The 19004-nt window shown below is 74.9% G+C and carries 19 protein-coding genes and 1 pseudogene; 13 read left to right on the forward strand and 7 right to left on the reverse strand.

The window, feature by feature from the left end; genetic code table 11:
* The first annotated feature begins 71 nt into the window (after positions 1-71).
* The 4 genes from ACWC91_RS18340 (at position 72) to ACWC91_RS18355 (ending at position 3442) form a co-directional block, all read left to right on the forward strand.
* Entirely contained in the window at positions 72-893 is an 822-nt protein-coding gene (locus ACWC91_RS18340; protein ID WP_450725971.1) for a rod shape-determining protein, read from the forward strand.
* 270 nt (positions 894-1163) lie between these two features.
* On the forward strand, positions 1164-1982 hold the full coding sequence (locus tag ACWC91_RS18345) for a hypothetical protein (protein ID WP_450644388.1): 819 nt from the start codon (positions 1164-1166) through the stop codon (positions 1980-1982).
* Positions 1983-2020: 38 nt separating this feature from the next.
* Entirely contained in the window at positions 2021-2386 is a 366-nt protein-coding gene (locus ACWC91_RS18350; protein ID WP_225076518.1) for a hypothetical protein, read from the forward strand.
* Between the two features lie 144 nt (positions 2387-2530).
* Positions 2531-3442 (forward strand): SCO2400 family protein, encoded by a 912-nt coding sequence (locus ACWC91_RS18355; RefSeq protein WP_450644386.1) that lies wholly within the window; start codon positions 2531-2533, stop codon positions 3440-3442.
* 35 nt (positions 3443-3477) lie between these two features.
* Here the strand turns inward: ACWC91_RS18355 and ACWC91_RS18360 are convergent, their stop codons facing one another.
* The gene (locus ACWC91_RS18360) at positions 3478-4398 is read right to left on the reverse strand and encodes an NAD(P)-dependent oxidoreductase (RefSeq protein WP_225076516.1); all 921 of its coding nucleotides are present in this window, start codon (positions 4396-4398) and stop codon (positions 3478-3480) included.
* Positions 4399-4586: 188 nt separating this feature from the next.
* On the opposite strand from ACWC91_RS18360, the gene ACWC91_RS18365 reads away from it, so the two are divergent.
* Positions 4587-5075 carry a hypothetical protein gene (locus tag ACWC91_RS18365; RefSeq protein ID WP_450644384.1) on the forward strand — a complete coding sequence of 163 codons (489 nt, stop codon included), beginning with the start codon at positions 4587-4589 and terminating at the stop codon, positions 5073-5075.
* A gap of 61 nt (positions 5076-5136) precedes the next feature.
* Here ACWC91_RS18365 and ACWC91_RS18370 read toward each other — a convergent pair whose 3' ends face one another.
* On the reverse strand, positions 5137-5820 hold the full coding sequence (locus tag ACWC91_RS18370; protein WP_225076514.1) for a DUF6445 family protein: 684 nt from the start codon (positions 5818-5820) through the stop codon (positions 5137-5139).
* 286 nt (positions 5821-6106) lie between these two features.
* Here ACWC91_RS18370 and ACWC91_RS18375 point away from each other — a divergent pair, with 286 nt between their 5' ends.
* Positions 6107-6823: a DUF4142 domain-containing protein gene (locus tag ACWC91_RS18375; protein ID WP_141359781.1), complete on the forward strand. Its 717-nt coding sequence runs from the start codon at positions 6107-6109 to the stop codon at positions 6821-6823.
* A gap of 39 nt (positions 6824-6862) precedes the next feature.
* Here ACWC91_RS18375 and ACWC91_RS18380 read toward each other — a convergent pair whose 3' ends face one another.
* Positions 6863-8560, reverse strand: coding sequence for a glycoside hydrolase family 13 protein (locus ACWC91_RS18380; protein ID WP_450644381.1), 1698 nt, complete (start codon positions 8558-8560; stop codon positions 6863-6865).
* A 321-nt stretch (positions 8561-8881) separates the two neighbouring features.
* Here ACWC91_RS18380 and ACWC91_RS18385 point away from each other — a divergent pair, with 321 nt between their 5' ends.
* A complete protein-coding gene (locus ACWC91_RS18385) occupies positions 8882-9838 on the forward strand; it encodes an LAETG motif-containing sortase-dependent surface protein (RefSeq protein ID WP_450644379.1) in 957 nt (318 codons plus the stop codon).
* A gap of 51 nt (positions 9839-9889) precedes the next feature.
* Here ACWC91_RS18385 and ACWC91_RS18390 read toward each other — a convergent pair whose 3' ends face one another.
* Positions 9890-10861, reverse strand: coding sequence for a nucleoside hydrolase (locus tag ACWC91_RS18390; protein WP_376502691.1), 972 nt, complete (start codon positions 10859-10861; stop codon positions 9890-9892).
* Positions 10862-11169: 308 nt separating this feature from the next.
* Here ACWC91_RS18390 and ACWC91_RS18395 point away from each other — a divergent pair, with 308 nt between their 5' ends.
* The gene (locus ACWC91_RS18395; protein ID WP_225076510.1) at positions 11170-11940 is read left to right on the forward strand and encodes a hypothetical protein; all 771 of its coding nucleotides are present in this window, start codon (positions 11170-11172) and stop codon (positions 11938-11940) included.
* Between the two features lie 225 nt (positions 11941-12165).
* Here the strand turns inward: ACWC91_RS18395 and ACWC91_RS18400 are convergent, their stop codons facing one another.
* Positions 12166-13509 carry a tetratricopeptide repeat protein gene (locus tag ACWC91_RS18400; protein WP_450644985.1) on the reverse strand — a complete coding sequence of 448 codons (1344 nt, stop codon included), beginning with the start codon at positions 13507-13509 and terminating at the stop codon, positions 12166-12168.
* A 188-nt stretch (positions 13510-13697) separates the two neighbouring features.
* Here ACWC91_RS18400 and ACWC91_RS18405 point away from each other — a divergent pair, with 188 nt between their 5' ends.
* Entirely contained in the window at positions 13698-13862 is a 165-nt protein-coding gene (locus ACWC91_RS18405; protein ID WP_172632905.1) for a hypothetical protein, read from the forward strand.
* A 39-nt stretch (positions 13863-13901) separates the two neighbouring features.
* On the opposite strand, the gene ACWC91_RS18410 is transcribed toward ACWC91_RS18405, so the two are convergent.
* Complete coding sequence (locus ACWC91_RS18410) at positions 13902-14690, reverse strand: hypothetical protein (RefSeq protein WP_450725974.1); 789 nt, start codon at positions 14688-14690, stop codon at positions 13902-13904.
* A gap of 129 nt (positions 14691-14819) precedes the next feature.
* Positions 14820-15881 carry a hypothetical protein gene (locus tag ACWC91_RS18415; RefSeq protein WP_281156267.1) on the reverse strand — a complete coding sequence of 354 codons (1062 nt, stop codon included), beginning with the start codon at positions 15879-15881 and terminating at the stop codon, positions 14820-14822.
* Positions 15882-16006: 125 nt separating this feature from the next.
* Between ACWC91_RS18415 and ACWC91_RS18420 the strand changes: the two genes are divergently transcribed.
* The 4 genes and pseudogenes from ACWC91_RS18420 to ACWC91_RS18435 all read left to right on the forward strand — a co-directional run.
* Entirely contained in the window at positions 16007-16447 is a 441-nt protein-coding gene (locus tag ACWC91_RS18420) for a hypothetical protein (RefSeq protein ID WP_225076507.1), read from the forward strand.
* Between the two features lie 142 nt (positions 16448-16589).
* Positions 16590-17522, forward strand: a complete 933-nt coding sequence (locus ACWC91_RS18425; RefSeq protein WP_450643395.1) for a hypothetical protein — start codon at positions 16590-16592, stop codon at positions 17520-17522.
* Positions 17523-17627: 105 nt separating this feature from the next.
* Positions 17628-18545, forward strand: a complete 918-nt coding sequence (locus ACWC91_RS18430; protein ID WP_450643396.1) for an endonuclease/exonuclease/phosphatase family protein — start codon at positions 17628-17630, stop codon at positions 18543-18545.
* Positions 18546-18660: 115 nt separating this feature from the next.
* Positions 18661-19004: pseudogene (locus ACWC91_RS18435) on the forward strand (VWA domain-containing protein); the annotation flags it as partial.

A 19004-nucleotide genomic window follows, 5' to 3' on the forward strand; every position in this document is an offset into this window, starting at 1 on the left:
GCGCGCGGTGGCGCCGCCGCGCGGCGCGGCCCGCGCCCGCGTCCCCTGCCCGAGGTGAAGGAGGCCGACCGGTGATCCTCGGCGACAGCACGGCGACCGCCGCCCCGGGGGGCCGCAGGCCCACCGGGCCCGTCCGCGGGCGCGGTCCGGGCATCGCCCTGGACCTGGGCAGTGCCCGGACCCGGGTCTGGGCGGAGGGCCTCGGCGGCATCCTCGACGTGCCCACGGTCACCCATCAGGGCTCCGCCGCCGCCCGCCCCGTCCGGCGCGGCACCGTCGTGGACCCGGCCGCCGCGACCCGGCTCGTCTCCCGGCTGCTGGCCGACCGCGTCCCGCACGACGCCCGGCCCGTCGTCGTCCTCACCACCCCGGCCCTGAGCGGGCCGCGGGCCCGCGCCACCGCCGTCGGCGTCCTTCAGGTACTGCGGCCGCGGACCGTGCTGACCATCGACAGCGTCCGCGCCGCCGCGCTGGGCGCCGGCGCCGACCTGTCCGGCGCGCTGTTCGTCATCGACGTCGGCGCCCAGCTCAGCGAGGTGGCCCTGCTCATCGACGGCCGGGTGGCCGCCGCCCGCCGGGCCACCGTGGGCACCGACGACGTGCGCGCCGCCACCCTCGCCGAACTGGTCACCGCCGTCACCACGCTGGTCACCGGGCTGCTCCGGGACGATCCCCGGCGCGTACTCGTCGACGCTCTCGACCGCGGCCCGCTGCTCGCCGGCGGCGGCGCCCTGCGCCCCGAGCTCGCCTACCGGCTCTCCGCGCGGCTGCGCAGCCACGTCCGGGCCGTGCCGCGGCCGCAGACCGCCGCCGTGCGCGGCGCCGTCGAAGCCCTGCACTCGGTCCTGCGCCATCCCGCCCTGAGCCCGCCGCTGCCTCTGCCGCCGCTGTGACGCCGTCTGTGGGAACGCGGCGGGCTCGATTACGGTCCATACGGTTGTGCGCACGGTGGGGTGGGGGAACTGCTAAGGAGCCGAACGGCGGTGCAGCAGCGCAGCGGTACGCAGCCATGGACAGGGGAGCCGAGGGAGCCGGGGGGACCGGCGGACGACGAGTGGCGGGACCGCGGACGGCGGAGCGGCCGACCACCGGACGCCGGACCGGAGGACGGCCGACCGGAAGACGGCGGACCGCAGGACGGCGGACCGGTGCGGGTGCGTGACGTGGCCGCACGGTTCGCGCGGTTCACCGGGCGGACGCTGCGCGCCGAGTGGCACGGCATCGTCGTCGACCCCGTACGGCGACTGGCGCGCCGGGGGCTGTCCGGGCTGGTGCTGGCCTTCGTGGCGGCCTTCGGCGTGATCTTCTTCCACGAGGTGGCGCAGCGGCCGGCCGGGGCGGCGGCGGTACGCGTCCTCGGCGGCGTCCAGGCCGACCTGCCGCTGTGGCTGGCCCTGCTGCGCACCCCGGTGTCGCTGTACGTCCCGGCGCTCGACCTGCCGGTGTGGGCCGGCATCACCCAGCTTTTCCTCGCGTTCGCGCTGGCCGAACTCACCCTGGGCCGGGGCCGGACGCTGTTCATCTCGTACGCGACCACCCTGGCCGGCACCCTCACCGTGCGGGTGATGATCGCGATCGGGCCCGGCTGGTGGGGGCTGGGGCTGCCGTCCGAGGCCGGCCGGATCCTCGACACCGGGCCGTCCGCAGCCGTGGTGGGCCTGTTCACCTACCTGTCCGTGGTGCGGCGCGCCCCGGTCGTGTTCTTCCTCACCGGCGGCTCGATGGTGGTGGAGTCGGTGGTCAGGCCCAACCTGGCGGGCCGCGAGCACCTCATCGCGGTGGCCGCGGCGATCGTCCTCGCGCTCTTGCACGGCCGCGGCCCGAGTCGGCTGCCGGGCCGGGCGGCCGTACTGGATCGACGGCGGCGGGCCCCCGCCCCGGCCCTGGCGCCGGCGGGCCCGTATCCGCATCCGCACCACCGGCCGCAGCGTCCGCGACGTCACCCGGCCCTGCCGGGCGCGAACGCCCGGGACTCCTCCTAAAATCACGATGGACTCCGCAGGGGGAAGGGTGAGGGCCAATGGGCTGGATCTGGGTGGTAGCGATCATTTTCTGGACCGGCGGTTTCGCCTGGATCGCCGACAACGTCCGCACCGCGCTGCGCAACCGGCACGAGCGCAAGCTCGAACTGATGGAGGCGGCGAAGGCCGAGCGGCTGGCGGTCGAGACGGCGCACAAGCCGCCGGAGCCGGTGTGCGGATGCACCCACCATCTGGCCAAGCACGACAAGAACGGCCGGTGCCATGAGCGCGTCGAGGTGCCGACGGCCTGGGACGAGAACAAGAAGCCGCTGCGTTTCGAGCCGGGGCAGTGCAACTGCCAGCAGTACGTGGGGCCTCAGCCGCTGTCGCAGGTGTACGCCGACGAGCTGACGGACCGCGCCTGACGGTCCGGCCGGGCCCGAGTGGGCGTACTCGCCCGGGTCCGGGTGCCGGGAATCCGCGCAGGAGCGTCACACAGGCTGCACACAGTCCCTCACGAGCCTTGTTAGCGTGACTGGCCGCTCGGCAGGCCTAGTCAGGAAGACCGGATGGACTACTGCTCCACGTGCCGTAGGCACCTCAACGGCGCCCTGGTGTGCCCCGGTTGCGGTGCGTACGCGCCGGACATAGCACCGGACGTCACGGCGCCCCTCACGACCGATACCGCGATCGATTCCGCGGCCGATTCCGCGACGGCTCTCACGACCGGCCTCGCGACGGGCGGGGCCGCGGGCCTCGCCCCCGGCGGCGTCCCCGCCGACTTCGCCGCGGACGCGACGGACGCACCGCCACCGCGGCAGCGCCCCGGGCGGGCGGCGCGGCGCCGTCAGCTGGCGCGCTGGAAGAAGACCCAGCGCAGGGCTCTGGTGGCGACCGCCGTCGCCCTCGTCGGGGGAGGTCTGACCGTCGCCTCGATGGACCGGCACTCCACCGACCGCGCGCAGGCGGCCCCGGCCCCGGAGGCCCCGCACACGGGCACCGTGGGGGACAGCCGGCCGGCGCAGCACGCCGACCCGTCCTCGTCGCCCTCCGACACCCGGCAGTCCCCGCCCCCGGCCGGTGTCCCGCACCAGCGGTCGGCGCCGCGGGGCACCACGCCGCAGGACGTACGCCCGGACGCCGCCGCTCCCCGTACCGCGCAAACCCCGTCGGCGCCCGCCGGCGCGCACGAGGCGCCGACACGGACGGTGCTGTCCGCACCGCGGCCGGACAACACGGCGCCCGCTGCCGACGGCTCGGCCTCGGCCGCGCAGTCGGCCCCGTCCGCCCAGCAGGTTCCGGCGGGCCAGTCGAACCAGTCGGGCCAGTCGGCGTCCCGGTCGTCCTCGACGGCGACCCAGCGGACCGCGCCCGGGGCCGGCTCGTCCGACGGCACCGCCCAGCAGACCCCGCAGACGAGCCCCACGGACACGCCCACGTCGCCGTCCCACCTCTGCCTGCTGGTGATCTGTCTCGGCTGACCACCCGGCCCGCGCGGGTGCGGGCGGCCGAACGGTCAGGACCCGGCGGGTCCGGCGGACTCGCCGGGCCCGCCGGAGTCGTCCGCGAAGCTGGCGAAGTACGCCGCGGCCATGTCCTCGTCGGCATGGCCCCCCGCGGCGGCGCGGGCGAAGCGTTCGGCGCTCGCGGCGGCCACGTCCAGGCGGACGCCGTGGGCCTCGCCGGCCTGGACGATGAGGCGGGCGTCCTTCTCCGCGGTGGCGACCGCGAAGCTCGGGGGCAGGTACGCGCCGTCGAGGATGACGCCGGCCTTGGCGTGCAGGTAGCCCATGTCGAGCGGGCCGTCGGCGATCAGGTCGAAGAAGCCCTGGGGGTTCACGCCGAGTCCCTTGGCCAGGGCCAGTGCCTCCCCGGTCGCCGCGGTGGCCGCGATGACCCAGCTGTTGGCCACCAGCTTCAGCCGGGTGGCGGTGGCCGCCGCGGCGTCCTCACCCGTCCACACCGTGTGGGCGCCGACCGCCTCGAACACCGGCGTCACCGTCTCCCGGCCCTCGGCCGGCCCCGCCGCCAGCACGGTCAGCCGGCCCGCCTCGGCGGGCTGCCGGGTACCGAGCACCGGGGCGTCGTAGAGGAGCAGTCCGTGTTCACGGGCGAGGTCGGCCAGCTCACCGGCCGCCTCCAGGCCGACCGTGGTCGACTGCGCCCAGACCGTGCCCGGACGCAGCGCGGGGGCGGCCTCGCGCATGACCTCCAGCACCGTGCCGCCGTCGTAGAGCATCGTCAGGACCACGTCGGCGTCGCGCACCGCCTCGGCGGGGGTGTCCACGACGTGCGCGCCGTCGGCGGCCAGCGGCTCGGCCTTGGCCCGGGTGCGGTTCCACACCCGGACGGTGTGTCCGGCCTTCGCGAGGTTGCGGGCCATCGCGGCGCCCATGATCCCCGTGCCCAGGACGCCCACGGTACGGATGTCGGTCATGTCGTCCTCCTCCTGATCGATGCGGTGAGTATCGCGCGGACCCCGGGCCCGGCGTCCGGCGAAGCGACTCGGCCACGGAGCCGCACGGGTGACACGAAGGTGCGGGTACCCGTGCCCGGCGGTTCACTTGAGGGGTGGCCGGTCCCTTCTCCGCGCGAGGGGCGGGCGAACGGGCAGTGGGAGGCGACATGGCCGGTCACCGGGCACGCTGGACGACGGGCGCGACGCTCCCGCTGGCCGTTGCGGTGGCCCTCGGCACGACCGGCTGTTCCGGCGGCGGCACAACCTCCGGCAGCGCGAGCCAGGCGGCGTCCGCGGTCTCCTCGCTCGCCTCGCAGGCCGACTCGATGCTCTCCTCGGCCACCGCGGAGGCGGGCCGCAGGCTGGGCGAGGTGAGGAACGGCATCGACGCCCGGAGCGCCGTGACCCTGGGCACCCCGGCCACCGCCTCGGACGGGCACGCCACCGTCGCGGTCAGGGTGGAGAACAGGGCGGGCTCCGCCAAGTCCTTCGCCGTGCGGGTCGACTTCAAGGACAGCGGCGGCAACCTGCTCGACACGGTGGTCGTCACCGTCCCCGGCGTACCGGCCGGGAAGACCGCCACGGCCACCGCCCGCAGCATCCGCGAGCTGTCCGGCCCCGTCAGGGCGGAGGTGGGCACCGCGCTGCGGTACTGATCCGCCGCCCCGCGCGCCCCGGCCTCCCCGCCGACCCCGGCGGCGCCCCTGAGGGGCCGGGTCAGGCCATCCAGAAGAAGACCGCCGTCATGCGCTTGTCCTCCAGGCTCCGACCGCAGTAACCGGTCGCGCTGTGCACGAGGTTGGCGTGGTAGAGGAGCAGCCGGTTGGCCTCGTGCGGCACGCGGACGTCCTCCTCGAAGGCGTCCGGCGCGACGAACCGCGTGCCGAGGGCCTCGACGAGGTTGTGGTGCGGTGGCTGCACGACGTTGCCGCCGAGCCGGCCGCCGGGCAGACGCTGGCGGTAGAAGCTGGTCCCGCGGTCCTTGGGCACCGAGGGGTTGAGGTAGAGCACGGCCGCGTACCGGCACAGCGCCCGCGAGTCGGTGTGCGGCCTCGGTTCGCTCTCGCCCGCGCCCACCACCTGGACGCAGTTGTGGTTGAGGGTGCCGCCGTCGGGCGCCTGCCGCACCCACAGCTCCTTCGCCCCGGTCGCCTTCTTCACCAGCCGCTCGACGCGGGCGAGTTCGGACGGCTCCAGACCGGGCATGGTCCGCAGTCCGGGCCAGGTCTGGGAGGTGTACGGGTAGCCCTTCACCCAGTCGTCCTTGGCCAGGCAGCGCCGCCGTACGGCGTCCGCGTCGGGCAGGACGTCGTCCAGCACCCAGTAGTCACGGCCCTTGGTGGGCTTGCGGTAGGGCAGGACGGGGAGCGCGGTGGGCACACCGCGGGGCTGTGGGGGCATGCGGCCGAATGTAGGGCGGGCAGCCACCAGGGCTCTCCCCAGAGCTGGTCAACGTTGCGTCAACCTTGCCTGCGTCCACAGAACTTGGACACTGCGGCCGGGCAAGCGCGCCCAACTACCCATGGGCGTGAGCAGTCTCACATCACGGTCGTTTCTTTTTACCAAATCAAAAGGTTCTTCACGCTCCCCGGCCCGTACATGTGAGTGTCCGAACCGCCCACGGCGGGACCATGACCGGGCAGGAGGCACGGTGCGCTTTTCGCGGAACGCGACGGGAACTCTTTTTGTGGGCGGTGCCCTCAGCCTGACCCTGGTCGCGCTCGCCTACCCCAGCATGCTCGGCCTCGAGAAGGTCTCCAGCGACGGCTCCCGGGTCATCGCCCAGACCCAGTGGGGGCCGCTGACGGAGGCGGACCGGGACTTCGTGGTCAAGGTGCGCGCGGCCGGGCTGTGGGAGTACCCCGTCGGCGAGATGGCGGTGCAGAAGGGGACCACCAAGGAGGTCGTCAAGGCGGGCAAGCACCTGATCGACGGGCACGCGCAACTGGACGTGAGCTGCCGCAGGATCGCGCCCATGCTCAACATCACGCTGCCGAACGTGGCCAGCCCCCAGCAGCAGGGCTTCGTCACCCAGCTCGCCGGGGACACCGGCAAGCAGTTCGACTCCGACATGGCCAACATCCTGCGCGTGACGCACGGCTCGATCTTCAACACCATCGCGAAGATCCGCTCCACCACCAAGAACAGCCTGGTCCGCGAGCTCGCCAACCAGGCCAACGCCACCGTCCTGGACCACATCACGGTCATGGAGGAGACGGGCCTGGTCAACTTCGACCAGGTGCTCTTCATGCAGACGACCCCGCCCAAGCTGCCCAACTCGGACCTGACCCCGCCGCCCCCCTCCGGCGGGCAGCCCGAGGTCGTGCTCACCCCGCCGCCGAACGCCACGTCGAGCCCGCTGGTGCTGCCCGGCGACCCGAGCCCCAGCCCGGCGGCGGGCTGAGGCGGAACCCGCGCGCGGGAAGGAACCCACGCGCGGGGACTACGCGAGCCACACGGTGGTGTCCGGGGCCAGCCGGCGCCCCGTCAAGGGCGAACTGCTCAGCAGCACCTCCCCCGGCGGCAGCGGCACGGCCCGGCCCGACAGATTGGTGACGCACCGCCGGCCGCCGGAGCGGGCGAACGCCAGCACCCCGGCCGGGCCGCCCTCCACCCAGGTCAGCGACTCGCCCTCCAGCAGCTTGCGGCGCAGCCGCAGCGCCGAGCGGTACAGCTCCAGGGTCGAGCCCTCCACTCCGTCCTGCGCCTCGACGGCGTACGCGGCGAAGCACGGTGGCTGCGGCAGCCAGGCGGCGCCCGGACCGAAGCCGTACGACGCCCCGGTGGTGGTCCACGGCAGCGGCACCCGGCAGCCGTCGCGCCCCTTGCGGGCACGGCCGGTCTGCTCCCACACCGGGTCCTGGAGGACCTCGGCGGGCAGGTCGGCCACCTCCGGCAGGCCCAGTTCCTCGCCCTGGTAGAGGTAGGCCGAGCCGGGCAGGGCCAGCATCAGCAGCGTCGCCGCGCGGGCGCGGCGCAGCCCCGCCGCCTCGTCGACGGCCGGGGCGCGGCCGCCGGACAGCAGCCAGGCGTTCTCGTCGGTGCCGGGCGGGAGCGTCAGACGCGAGGCGTGCCGTACGACGTCGTGGTTGGACAGCACCCAGGTGGCCGACGCCCCCGCGGCCCGCGCGGTGGCCAGCGACTCGGTGATGACCTGCCGCAGTCGGCCGGCGTCCCATCCGGTCTGCAGGTACTCGAAGTTGAAGGCCTGGCCCAGTTCGTCGGGCCGGGCGTACAGCGCGCGCCGGTGACCCGGCACCCAGGCCTCGGCGACCGCCGTGCGCGGCGGGGAGTAGGAGTCGAGGATCCGCCGCCAGTCGCGGTAGATCTCGTGCACCTCGTCCCGGTCGTAGTACGGATGGCTGCCGGGCGGCACGAGCGGCAGCGCGCCCTCGCCGGTGGCGCCGATGGCCCCGACGTCCCGCAGCGGCTCGTCGAGGTCCTTGGCCAGGGCGTGCGCCACGTCGACGCGGAAGCCGTCCACGCCGCGGTCGGCCCAGAACCGCAGCGTGGTGCGGAAGTCGGCGCGCACCTCCGCGCTGCCCCAGTTCAGGTCCGGCTGCTCGGGCGCGAACAGATGCAGGTACCACTGCCCGTCCGGCACCCGCCGCCAGGCGCTGCCGCCGAAGACCGACTGCCAGTCGGTGGGCGGGAGTTCGCCGTGCGCTCCGCGGCCGTCGCGGAACACGTAGCGGTCGCGGGCGGGGGAGCCGGGGCCGGCCCGCAACGCCTCCTGGAACCAGGGGTGCCGGTGGGAGGTGTGGTTGGGGACGAGGTCCGCGATCACCTTCAGGCCCAGGCGGTGCGCCTCGGCGGTCAGGGCGGCGAAGTCGTCCAGCGTGCCGAGGCGTGGGTCCACGTCGCGGTGGTCGGCGACGTCGTAGCCGCCGTCGGCCAGTTCGGAGGGGTAGAAGGGGCTGAGCCACACGGCGTCCACTCCGAGGGCGGCGAGGTGCGGCAGCCGCCCGGTGATGCCGCGGAGGTCGCCGAGTCCGTCGCCGTCGAAGTCGGCGAAGCTGCGGGGGTAGACCTGGTAGACGACGGCCTGCCGCCACCAATCCGGGTTCCTGGACGACAGGTCGGACGCGGTGTCCCGCGGAGAGTCGTGCGTGGAGTCGTGCGTGGGGGCGGTATCGGTCACGCGATCTCCTCTTCGGTGCGTACGGCGGACGTACGGATGACTACGGGCGACACGAGAACTCTGTCCACATCGCCCGAAAAGTGAACACCGCCCCCGTGACGGAGTGAGTCGCTCCCTATGTGGCACAAGCGTGATGAAGGCGTGAAGTCCCTTTGTGTTCCGGCAGATTGACAGGCTCGGCCGCACACACGACCATGACCTCACACTGTGGCGCATGTGACCGATGGGCCCGTTGTTCCCTTCGGCCTTCCGTCGGCCCGTCCTGGTCCGTGCCGTTGCCCCGCGACCAGCCACCCCGCGCACAAGCAAGATGGGATCCGTATGTCCATAGCCAGTCGTGTCTCCGCCGCCCGCCTGCTGGGAACGGGCGCCGCGACGCTCGCCCTGTGTGCCGCCTCCGTCGCCGCCGCCTCCGGTGCCTGGGCCCACGGCGCGCCCGGCGGCGAGGGCTGGAAGGGCGGCGGCCGCTACCAGCCCGGTACGGGCGCCGGCACGGTCACCGAGAGCGACCGCTGCCAGTTCTCGCTCGACGGCAAGAACTTCTACGACGCCGTCAAGGTCGACGACCAGAACCTGCGGCCGACCGAGGACGGCAAGGTCCACATCACGGTCCGCACCGCCCACGACGCCACGGCCTGCACCGCCTCCCTGGCCTCCTACCTCGCCCACGGCGCCACCTTCGCCACCTCCGGTGAGCAGGTGTTCGTCGACTTCGGCACGGTGACGGTGAAGCGGGGCGAGACCGGCTCCCTCGACATCGCCGTGCCGGACGCGGGCTGCTTCGCCCAGATCGACCTGTACCGCGGCGCGGTCAAGTTCGACGGCAGGACGGACGCGAACGACGGCTTCGAGCACGGCGACCTGCCCAAGGGCCCGGACCGCCCGGTCATCAAGGACAAGCTGATCGCGGCCTGGAACGGCGGCGCCAAGGACTGCACGGCCGCCGAGGAGCAGCCCCCGGCCACGACGCCGGCCCCGTCCGCCCCCGAGTCGTCGGCCCCGGCCGAGGAGCCGACGCTCCCGGCCACGAAGAGCCCCGCCGAGACGGAGAGCCCGTCGTCGGCCCCGGCGACGCCGCCGAGCGAGGCCCCGGCCGCGTCGGCCTCCGAGTCCACCACCGCACCGGCCCCGGCCCCGAACGGCGGCAGCGGCGACCTCGCCGAGACCGGCGGCGGCAGCGGCACCGGCCTCGTCGCAGGCGGCGCTGCGGTGCTGCTGGCGGGCGGCGCGGCGCTCGTCGTCGCCACGCGCCGCCGGGCGGCGAAGCAGGCCTCCTGACCCCCGCGGATCAGCTCGCGGGGTGCCGGGGGTGTTGACCCGGGCGTTGACCTAGGCACTGTCCCCGGTGCCCTCGACGGTGGTCAGGTACAGCCGGACGTACCGCTCGGCGTCGATGTCCAACGCCACGTCCACCAGGGCCTGTTCGCGGGCCTCACCGTGCAGTTCCGCCTCGCCCGGACGCGGGCGGCGGTCGACGACCGTCTGCCCGCGGGCCGGGCCCGGCGCGAGGTTCACCTCCACCGGCAGCCGGTGGGTGGTCAGCCCCTCCGGGTCGGCCACCGAGCACACCGTGCCCGCGTCGCCGAGGACGCCGTGCGGGGCGTCCCCGCCGGCGGCCGGGTCGGGGCGGGACAGCAGCAGTCCGGCCAGCCGGGCGCCGGGCTCGTCGCGCCCGCACAGCCGCCGTACGTCCGCCTCCGGCACGAGCACCCGCTGGAACACGTCGAGCCCGTACATCGTGATCGGCACGCCCGCGGTGAGCAGGACGGCGGCGGCCTCCGGATCGTGCCAGACGTTGAACTCGGCGACGGGCGTGGCGTTTCCGGTGGCGACCGCGCCGCCCATGAACACGATCCGCTCGATGTTGCGGGTGACCTCGGGGTGGGTGCGCAGCAGCAGGGCGATGTTCGTCAGCGGCGCGGTGGGGATCAGGGTGACCGGGCGGTCGCAGTCCAGGATCGCGTGGCGGAGCAGCGTCACCGCGTTTACGTCGGCGGGACGGCGGGCCGGCGCGGGCAGCGCGAGGTCGCCCATGCCGTCCCTGCCGTGCACATGAAGGGCGGTGCGCAGGGGTTCGAGCAGCGGCCGCTCGGCGCCCCGCGCGACCGGGACGGCGGGAGCGCGCGCCTGCTCCAGAACGGTCAGCGTGTTCCGTACCACCTGGTCCACGTCCGTGTTCCCGGCCACACAGGAGACCGCGCGCAGGTCGAGGCCGGGGTGGCGGACGGCGAACAGCAGGGCGAGCGCGTCGTCGACGCCGGTGTCGCAGTCGACGATCACAGGAGTGGGCCGCGAGGTCACAGGGCGCTCCTTCCGTCGTACGCGGTCCGTCGTGGGGTTCCGCGTACGAGTTCCGCCGTACGGGGTCCGTCGTGGAGGTTCCGCCGTACGGGTGCCACGTTCGGGTGCCGCGTACGGGGCCATCACCATCGTCGCTTGCCCCGCCCGGTGCCGCGCGCCCGTCCGCCGGTCTTCCCTCCCCCCTCCGCGGCGCTCACCCGGACGGACCGGAGCGCTGGTGGGCGGGGCCGCCCGGTGGTGCCGTGGGAGGAGCGCCGCCGCCCGGACGCCAGGTCCGCGGCGCGCGTTCCGTCCGTCTGGAGGCATGCATGTCCCGTACCCCGGCCCGTGTCCTGGCCGCCTCCGCGCTCTGCGCGGCCGTCCTGCTGACCGGGGCCGCCTGCACCGCCGGGCAGTCCGGCCGGGCCGTCCACGCCTCCACGCCGGCGGCCACCCGCCGGCCCGGCCCCGCCGCCGCGCCGGCCGCGGCGCTCACGCCGGACCAGGCGCGGTCCGCGCTGCTGACCCAAGCCGACCTCGGATCGCCGTGGGCGCCGACCCAGGGCGCGGCGACCTGGCGGGACGGTGTGCTCAAGGCACGGGCCGACGTCTCCGAGTGCGGCCGCCTCCTCGACGCCCTCTACACCGAGGAACCGTTCGGCACTCCCTCGGGCGCGCACGCGGTGGCCGCCTACGACGACGGCGACGACGGGGCCCAGCTGCGCCACCAGGTGCTCGCGCTGCGCGCTCCGGACGTGGACCGCACCCTCGCCTGGCTCAAGACCATGCCGCAGACCTGCGCGGAATTCACCGCCACGGCCCCGAACTCCGACTTCATGGACGTACGGGTCGCGGACCTGGCCCTGCCGAACGCCGGCGACGCCCGTCAGGGCCTGCGCCTCACCTTCACCACCGAGTCGTACGAGGACAGCCTGACCACCCTCACCCTGGACCTCGCCACGGTTCGCGTCGGCGACGACGCGATCGTCCTCACCACCGGCGCCCCGGGCACCCTGCCACGGGACGCCACCGCACAGGCGGTCCAGCACGCCGTGGACCGCCTGACGACGGTGCACGACAAGGCACGGACCCCGGCCTGAGCCCCGGCCGGCCGCCGTCGCCGGTCGCGTGTGAGCCGCACCGGCAACCGCCTTGCGCACGCACGGATTCCGGCCACGGTGCACGGTCCGGTCCGCTGGACTTCCGGTCACGGTCGAACCTCGTCCCTCGGCGCGGCCGTCGTCCCCGGCCCGCGTGCCCCGGGACCGGACGCACCCACACGCGCCGAGCAGCCGCGCGCCGCCGCCCGCCGCGGCGGGCGGCCGTCACAGCGGAGGCTGCGCCGGGGCCGGGCCCAGGGTCGTGGTGCCGGGGGCGGTGCGGTGGCCGAGGCCGGTGCGGTAGGCGTCCAGGGCGGCCTCCACACGGCCGGTACGGCGCAGCAGATCACCGAGGAGGCGGCACAGGTCGGCCAGGTCGCCGGCCGCGCCCGCCCGCTCCAGCAGGCTCAGCGCACGCACGTAGTGCTCCTCGGCGGCCTCCGTGTCGCGGGTGTCCTCGGCGATGATGCCGAGCAGGCGGTGCGCGGCGGCGGCGTGCACGGCGCCCCGCTCGGGGGAGAGGTCGCCCAGGACGTTCCGCAGCAGATCGGCGGCCTCCTCGGACTTGCCGCGCCGGTGCAGGACATCGGCCAGCTCGACCGCGACCTGGCTGGTGTAGAGCGCGGCACGCTTGGCGGACAGCATGGCCTGGGCGGCCCGCAACTCCTCCTCGGCACGCTTCAGTTCGCCGTTCTGGGCGCACACGTAGCCGCGCATCCAGTGGCAGTTGGCGAGTTCGGTGCGCAACTGGAGGGCGCGGTAGAGCTCGGCGGCCTTGGCGAGCGAGGCGTCGGCCTCGGCGATCCGGCCCTCGGCGAGCAGGGTGCGGGCCACCGACCGGTGCATCCGGGCCACCAGCGCGGGATCACCCGCCTGCGGGGCCAGCGCGAGCGCGAACTCGGCCGCCTGGGCCGCCCGGGCGTGCGCCCCCATGTCCATGTACGGCCCGATGACGCCGGCGTAGAGCAGCAGCAGCGCGTCCGGGTCGTGCAGCCCGCCCCGGTTGAGCTCGTCGAGGGTGGACTCCATCAGATAGACGGCGTACCGCAGCTCCCCCGCCAGGTAGTGGGAGACGGCGCGGCCGCGCAGCGCGGGGACCCGGGCGGGCAGCGGCGCGTCGGCGAGGGCCCGCTCGGACCGTTCGAAGAACTGCCGGCCGCTCTCCAGTTCGCCGGTCTCCAGGGCGCATTCACCGAGCCCCAGCAGCGCCTCGGCCTGGACGTCGACGAGTTCGTGCTCCTCGGCCTCCGCCAGCAGCCGGGTGTACTGCTCGGCCGCCTTCTCCGACTCCCCGGTGGCGAGCGTGCGCCGGGCCTCGGTCAGTCTGAGACGCAGGTCGGTGGCGAGATGGGCGGGGCGTCCGGTGGCGAGTTCGTCGAAGGCGACCCCGAGCCGCTCGGCGACGTGCTTGAGCGCCTCGTCGGAGGGCCGGACCCGTCCCGCCTCGAGCGTGGAGATGTACGCGGGGGTGTACGCCGGCTCCGCCAGCTGCCGCTGGGTCAGGCCCCGTTCCCGCCGTAGCCGCTGAACCCTGCGCCCGATGGTCTCCGGGTCGTCCCGCTTCGCCATGCGGTTCATCATGCCAGTAAGCCGAGTTGCGGCGAGCCGTCTCCACTGACCGGAGGTCAGCAACGGACCTTATGCGCAGCGGACCCCAACTCGCCCGGGCGCCCTTTCCGTTCGGCCTCCTCACCCCCTACGTTGGAGAGTGCGTTAAACGCGCTTAATCCATCACTGTCGTTGCGAGGTCGGTTGCCGTGCTCGGACGCACTGTCGCGCGCCAAGGACACTTCTCCGCACGTTGCGTCAGAGGATTCGGCGCGGCCGTCATAGCCGTGGCCGCCCTGGTCGCGGCGGCCAACGCCGGACCGGTGCCCGCGGCCGACCCGGTCCCCGCCCCGCAGGCGGTCCAGACCCGCTAGTGCTGCGCCCGGTGTCGGCGCCCTCGTCGCGGGTCGCGCTCAGCCCGGCAGCGCTCGGCGCAGCGCCTCGTCCAGCCGGCCGGCCAGCACCGCGTCACTGGGCGGGTCGTCGGTGAACAGGGCACCCAGCTGAGCGGTGAAGGTCTGGGTGAACGCCCCGTAGAGCGGGGTGCGCGGCCGGGAGACCGCCCGCTGGAGGGCGGGCAGGAGGATGCCGCGGGCGTAACCGGGACGGCCGGCCGCGTCGCGGGGCATGCGGTCGGTGCTCTCGCCGGTGGGCGCCGCCGACGGCGAACCGCCGGCGGCGGCGGGCGCGGACATGCAGCGGACCCGGTCGTCGGTGTACGCCGACGTACGGGTCGCGGCGAAGCCCGCGTCCAGCAGGCAGCGTTCGCTCTGGGGGCTGGTGAGGAACGTGATCAGCTCGGCCGCCTTCCCGGCCCGCTGCGAGGACCGGGTGACCGCCAGGTTCTGCCCACCGAGCACCGCCCGGCCGGGCAGCGGGGCCACGCCGCCGGGGTCGACGAGCTCGTAGCCGCCGGCACCGAGCGCGGCGAGCGCGGCGAGCGCGAGCACCAGCAGCGCGCTCACCACGACCCGGGCCCTGGTGCGCAGCCCGACGAACCAGTCGAGCACGGCACGCGCCCGGGCACGCGGCGCGGCGAGCAGGGCCACCAGGAGACGGACCGGGCCGCCGGCGCCGGTGCCCGGCCCGGGGCCTGCCGGCCCGCCCGGTGGGTCGGTGCGCGGCGGCTGCGCGGAGGACTGCGCCGAGGGCGCGGGCTCCTCGGAGGACTGCGCCGGGTCCGGCGCGGGTGCGGGGCGCATTCCGGCCACACCGGACCCGCACCGGCCTCGGCGAACCGGGGTCGGACCTGCACGAGACCCGCACCAGAACCGCACCAGAACCGCGTCGGACCCGCGCCAGATCTGCGCCGGATCCGCGCCGGTCCCGCCTCAGACCTGCGTCTGCAGCTGGCTCAGCTGGCGGCGCACATGGTCCAGCGCGCCCTCTCGCCGGCCCGGCACCCGGCCGCGCAACTCCGCGAGCACCGAGCCGAGTTCGCGCGCCCGTTCGGGGTCGTGGATCAGCCCCCACTGGTGGTGGGCGCGGTCGACGGCGGTCTCGACGGCCACGGCGTCGGCGGCCTGGCCCATGGCCAGGCGGGTGGTGGCCACGGTCAGCCAGGCCCGGCAGCTGCGGGCGGCGTCGCCCGCGAACATCGCCAGGTCAGCGCGGACCTCGGCCCAGTGCAGCGCGTCCTCGGAGGCCGCTCCGTGGGCGAGGGCGGCGGCCCGCTCCCAGCGGGCGGCGAGCGCGTCGGCGTCGCCGTGCCGGCCGGCCTGCACACAGGCGGCGATGGCCGTGTGCGGGTCGGCCGGCCCCGGCCCGGGCGCGGTGAGCACGAGGCCGGGGCCGCCGTACTCCTCGGTCAGCCGCGACAGCGCCTGCTCGTGCAGCTCCGCCGGGGGCGGCCGGTGCCCGCTGCGCAGGATCGTCGCCACCGCCCTCATGTACGCCGGTGCCGCCACCGTGCGCCGGGTCGGCGGCGGCGCGATCCGGCCGTACAGGGAGATGTTGTGCCCGCAGCCCAAGGGGCGCCCGCGCAGCAGTTCCCAGCTCTCCGCGTCCGCGTGCAGATCGGCCACGACCGTGGTGGTGCCGTCCGGTCGCAGCCGGAGTTCCTCGCGCAGCCAGTGCCAGGGCAGGGCCGTGTAACGGACGGTCGCCGGGGTGGTGCGGGCGAGCGCCAGGTGGGGCAGGTGCTGGCGGCGGTCCAGCTGGAGCTGGCCGGTGAGGAACACGGTGAGCGGGCCGGGCGCCGCCGCGGCCGCGCGCAGCCGGGTGAGCACGGCCTGCGGCTCCAGCGGGTCGGCGAGCTCCACCACGGTCGCGGTGTCCGTGCCGGACAGCACGGAGGGCGCCACGGCGGCCAGCACCGGCAGCACGGACGCGGCGTCCACCAGACGTCCCCTGCCCACGGGCGCGGCCGCGAGCAGCAGCACGGTTCCGGGCATCGTCCCCCCGTGTGGTGATCCGGTCGGTCGCGTACGTCAGCACGTTAACCGCTCCACCGACTTGCCAGGGCACCTTCCCCGGTGTGCTCTGGTAGGCGGGGGCGAGGAGAGAGAGGAGCGCTCTCATGGCTCACGCGGCACCCGTGTCCGGCATCACCACCCGCACCACCCGCCCACCGAACCTGTTCAGCGCCCGGGCCCATGCCATCGGCCGGTGGGCGGGACCGCTCGCACTGGGGCTCGTCTACGGCTACTGGACCGCGGCCGACCGGCGCGACGGCGGACCGATCACGGGTTGGAACGTGCTGTTCGGCTTCGTGACCACGATCGTGTTCACGGTGGTCCTCGCGGGCGTCCTCATGCTCGGCCCCCGGCTGCGGCGGGAGCAGCACGCGGCGCTGTGGTTCGCCTTCATCGGCGTGGCGTTCGGCTTCCTCTACAGCCAGAGCGGCCATGCCCTCGTGTCGACGGTCGGCCTGTCGCTGGGGATCGCGATCGTCGCGGGCCTCTTCTGCTTCTACTGGTTCTACACGCACGAGGACGCGGCGGGCCATCGCGTGAGTTGACCCGCTGATCCGCTGACCCGCCGACCCGCGTCAGTCGCCCCGGACCGACCTGACCGACCGAACCGGCCGACCCCGCTCTCCCGGTCACCCGAATGCCGCCCCTCCGCTCGCGGAGGGGCGGGTGACGGCCTTGGCTGAGAACGTGTCCCGACGTATGCGAAGCGGCCTGTCGGCCGTGCTCATCGCGCTCTCGTGCCTGCTCGTGCCGTTCGGCGCGCTGTCGGCCTGGGCGGCGTACGGGCTCTCCGACACCGGTCGCTACGTCACCACGATGGCGCCGCTCGCCGACGACCCGGACGTCCGCGACGCGATCGCGGACACCGTCGGGGACGGGATCATGCAGGAGATCGGCCACGGGCTGGACGCCCGCGTGCGCCCCGGCACCATCACCCCCTTCGTGCACGACGCCGTCCGCTCGTTCACCCGGACCGAGGCCTTCCGCACGGCGTGGAACGAGGGCAACCGGGCCGCCCACGACGCCGTGCTGCGGGCCCTGCGCGACGAACGCGCCCCCCTCGAACGCCCGGTCACCGTCGACCTCGCGCCCGTCACCGCCCAGGTCAAGGCCCAGCTCGCCCAGGACCACGTACCGCTCGCGAACCGCATCCCCGTCCAGCACACCGAGGTCGATCTGCTTCCGGCCCAGCAACTGGGCCGCCTGCGGAAGGGGTTCCACGTGCTCGAAGTCGCCGGTTTCTGGCTGCCGGTCGCGGCCGTCGCGTTCGCCGTCGCCGGGCTCGCCCTGGCCGCCCGCCGCCGCCGGGCGCTGACCGCCACCGCGCTCGGCACCGCCCTCGGCGGCGCGCTGCTCGCCCTCGCCGTCGCCATCGGCCGCAGTCTGACCCTCGCCGACCTCCCCGGCGAGGTCTCCCAGCCGGCCGTCGGCGCCGTCTACGACGCCCTCACGGCCACCCTGCGCACCACCTCGTGGATCCTGGTCGCCCTCGGTCTGACGGTGGCCGCGCTGACCTGGCTCTCGCGTCGACCGCGCCGGCCCTTCCGCCGCCGCCGGGCGGCCGAGGCCCCCACCACCCAGACCCGCCCAGAGCAGCCGCCGCCGCGCGTGCGCGTCTGATCCCGCTGCTCCCGCGCGCGGGACGCCCGGGGTCCGTGGCGACCCCGTAGGCTCGTCGTCGTGACCAAGCAGGGGGGACGGTTCGCGAGCTGGTGCGCCGGGCTGATGTTCGCGGGGGTGAGCGTCGTCGTCGGGTGCCGGCTGGCCGACAGCGACGGCATCACGCCCGTACCGCAGCTCCTCGCGTTCCTGCCGTGGCTGCTCGTGCCCACCGGACTGGGCCTGGCGTTCACGCTGCGCGGACGCTGGTGGGCGGGGGCGGTGTGGGGTGTGGCGCTGCTGGGGCTGCTGGCGTGGTTCATCGAGCCGTACGGCAGGGTCTCCGCGCCGGCCGGCCATGCCGTGGCCGAAGTGCGGGTGCTGACCTCGAACGTGCAGTTCGGGCGCGGCGCCCCGGCCCTCGTCCCGGTCGTCCGCCGCGAGCGGCCCGACATCGTCTTCGTCGAGGAGTGCGAGTACACCTGCCAGGCGACGCTGGACCGGGAGGTCGGCGGCGACTACCCGTACCGGCGGGCGGTCCGGGCGAGCGGTTCGCAGGGGTCCCTGATCCTCAGCCGCTACGCCCTGCGCGGCACCGCCGGAGTCCGCGGCACGATGGGCATGCCGGGCGCGGTCGCCGACGTCCGCGGGCACGCGGTACGCCTCCAGCTCGCGCACCCGATGCCACCGCTGCCCGGCCAGGTCGCCCTCTGGCACCGGGAACTCGCCCGGCTGCGCGCCTTCGCCGCGGCGGGCCGTACGACGCCGACCGTGCTGGCCGGCGACTTCAACGCCTGCCAGGACCACGCGGCCTTCCGCCGCATCATCGACACAGGACTGCGCGACGCCGCCCGCCTGGCCGGCGCAGAGCGCGCTCCCAGCTGGCCGGCCCGCACCGCGCCCACCCTCGGCGCCCAGATCGACCACGTGCTCGTCTCACCGGACTTCTCCGCGACCGGCGCGCGCTTTCTCGCCCTGGCCGACACCGACCACCGCGCGCTGCTCGTCGACATCACGCTGCACGACGGCCGAGGATCGCATTGACACGGCCCGCCTGTCGGTACTCGCCCCTGCCCAAGATCACTACTCGGGGCCGCTAACCTTACGTGTCCGTCCTGGCCAGGGATTGACGGGCATCAACTCACGAAGGGTTGCGCACATGGGCATTCTCACTCTCCTGCGGAACGCGTTCGGCCGATCACGCAAGGGGCGTACGGCCGAGGCAGAGGGTGCGGAGCAGACTCCAACCCAGGAGCCGACCCCCACCGCTGCCCAGCAGCCGGAGCCGAAGGTCCCCGCCCCGGCGGCCGAGGCCGCCCCGGAGCCCCCCGCCACCGTCCACGTCCCGGACCCCCGGCCCTCCACCGGCGACGAACACGATCTGGTCTCGGCCGCCTTCGACAACGTCACCGTCCCCAAGCCGGCCACCCCCGTGGACCCGACCGACTCGACGACGGAGGAGCCCACCCCGACTCCCGAACCGACGGCTGCAGAGCCTGAGTC

Source organism: Streptomyces sp. NPDC001204, from assembly GCF_053598035.1.

What these genes read in the sequence shown, in the direction of transcription:
- ACWC91_RS18350 (WP_225076518.1), top strand. Translation starts at nt 2,021, where the DNA reads ATGGGCTGGATCTGGGTGGTAGCGATCATTTTCTGGACCGGCGGTTTC.
- ACWC91_RS18355 (WP_450644386.1), top strand. Translation starts at nt 2,531, where the DNA reads ATGGACTACTGCTCCACGTGCCGTAGGCACCTCAACGGCGCCCTGGTG.
- ACWC91_RS18360 (WP_225076516.1), bottom strand. Translation starts at nt 4,398, where the DNA reads ATGACCGACATCCGTACCGTGGGCGTCCTGGGCACGGGGATCATGGGC.
- ACWC91_RS18365 (WP_450644384.1), top strand. Translation starts at nt 4,587, where the DNA reads ATGGCCGGTCACCGGGCACGCTGGACGACGGGCGCGACGCTCCCGCTG.
- ACWC91_RS18370 (WP_225076514.1), bottom strand. Translation starts at nt 5,820, where the DNA reads ATGCCCCCACAGCCCCGCGGTGTGCCCACCGCGCTCCCCGTCCTGCCC.
- ACWC91_RS18385 (WP_450644379.1), top strand. Translation starts at nt 8,882, where the DNA reads ATGTCCATAGCCAGTCGTGTCTCCGCCGCCCGCCTGCTGGGAACGGGC.
- ACWC91_RS18395 (WP_225076510.1), top strand. Translation starts at nt 11,170, where the DNA reads ATGTCCCGTACCCCGGCCCGTGTCCTGGCCGCCTCCGCGCTCTGCGCG.
- ACWC91_RS18400 (WP_450644985.1), bottom strand. Translation starts at nt 13,509, where the DNA reads ATGGCGAAGCGGGACGACCCGGAGACCATCGGGCGCAGGGTTCAGCGG.
- ACWC91_RS18410 (WP_450725974.1), bottom strand. Translation starts at nt 14,690, where the DNA reads ATGCGCCCCGCACCCGCGCCGGACCCGGCGCAGTCCTCCGAGGAGCCC.
- ACWC91_RS18415 (WP_281156267.1), bottom strand. Translation starts at nt 15,881, where the DNA reads ATGCCCGGAACCGTGCTGCTGCTCGCGGCCGCGCCCGTGGGCAGGGGA.
- ACWC91_RS18420 (WP_225076507.1), top strand. Translation starts at nt 16,007, where the DNA reads ATGGCTCACGCGGCACCCGTGTCCGGCATCACCACCCGCACCACCCGC.
- ACWC91_RS18430 (WP_450643396.1), top strand. Translation starts at nt 17,628, where the DNA reads ATGTTCGCGGGGGTGAGCGTCGTCGTCGGGTGCCGGCTGGCCGACAGC.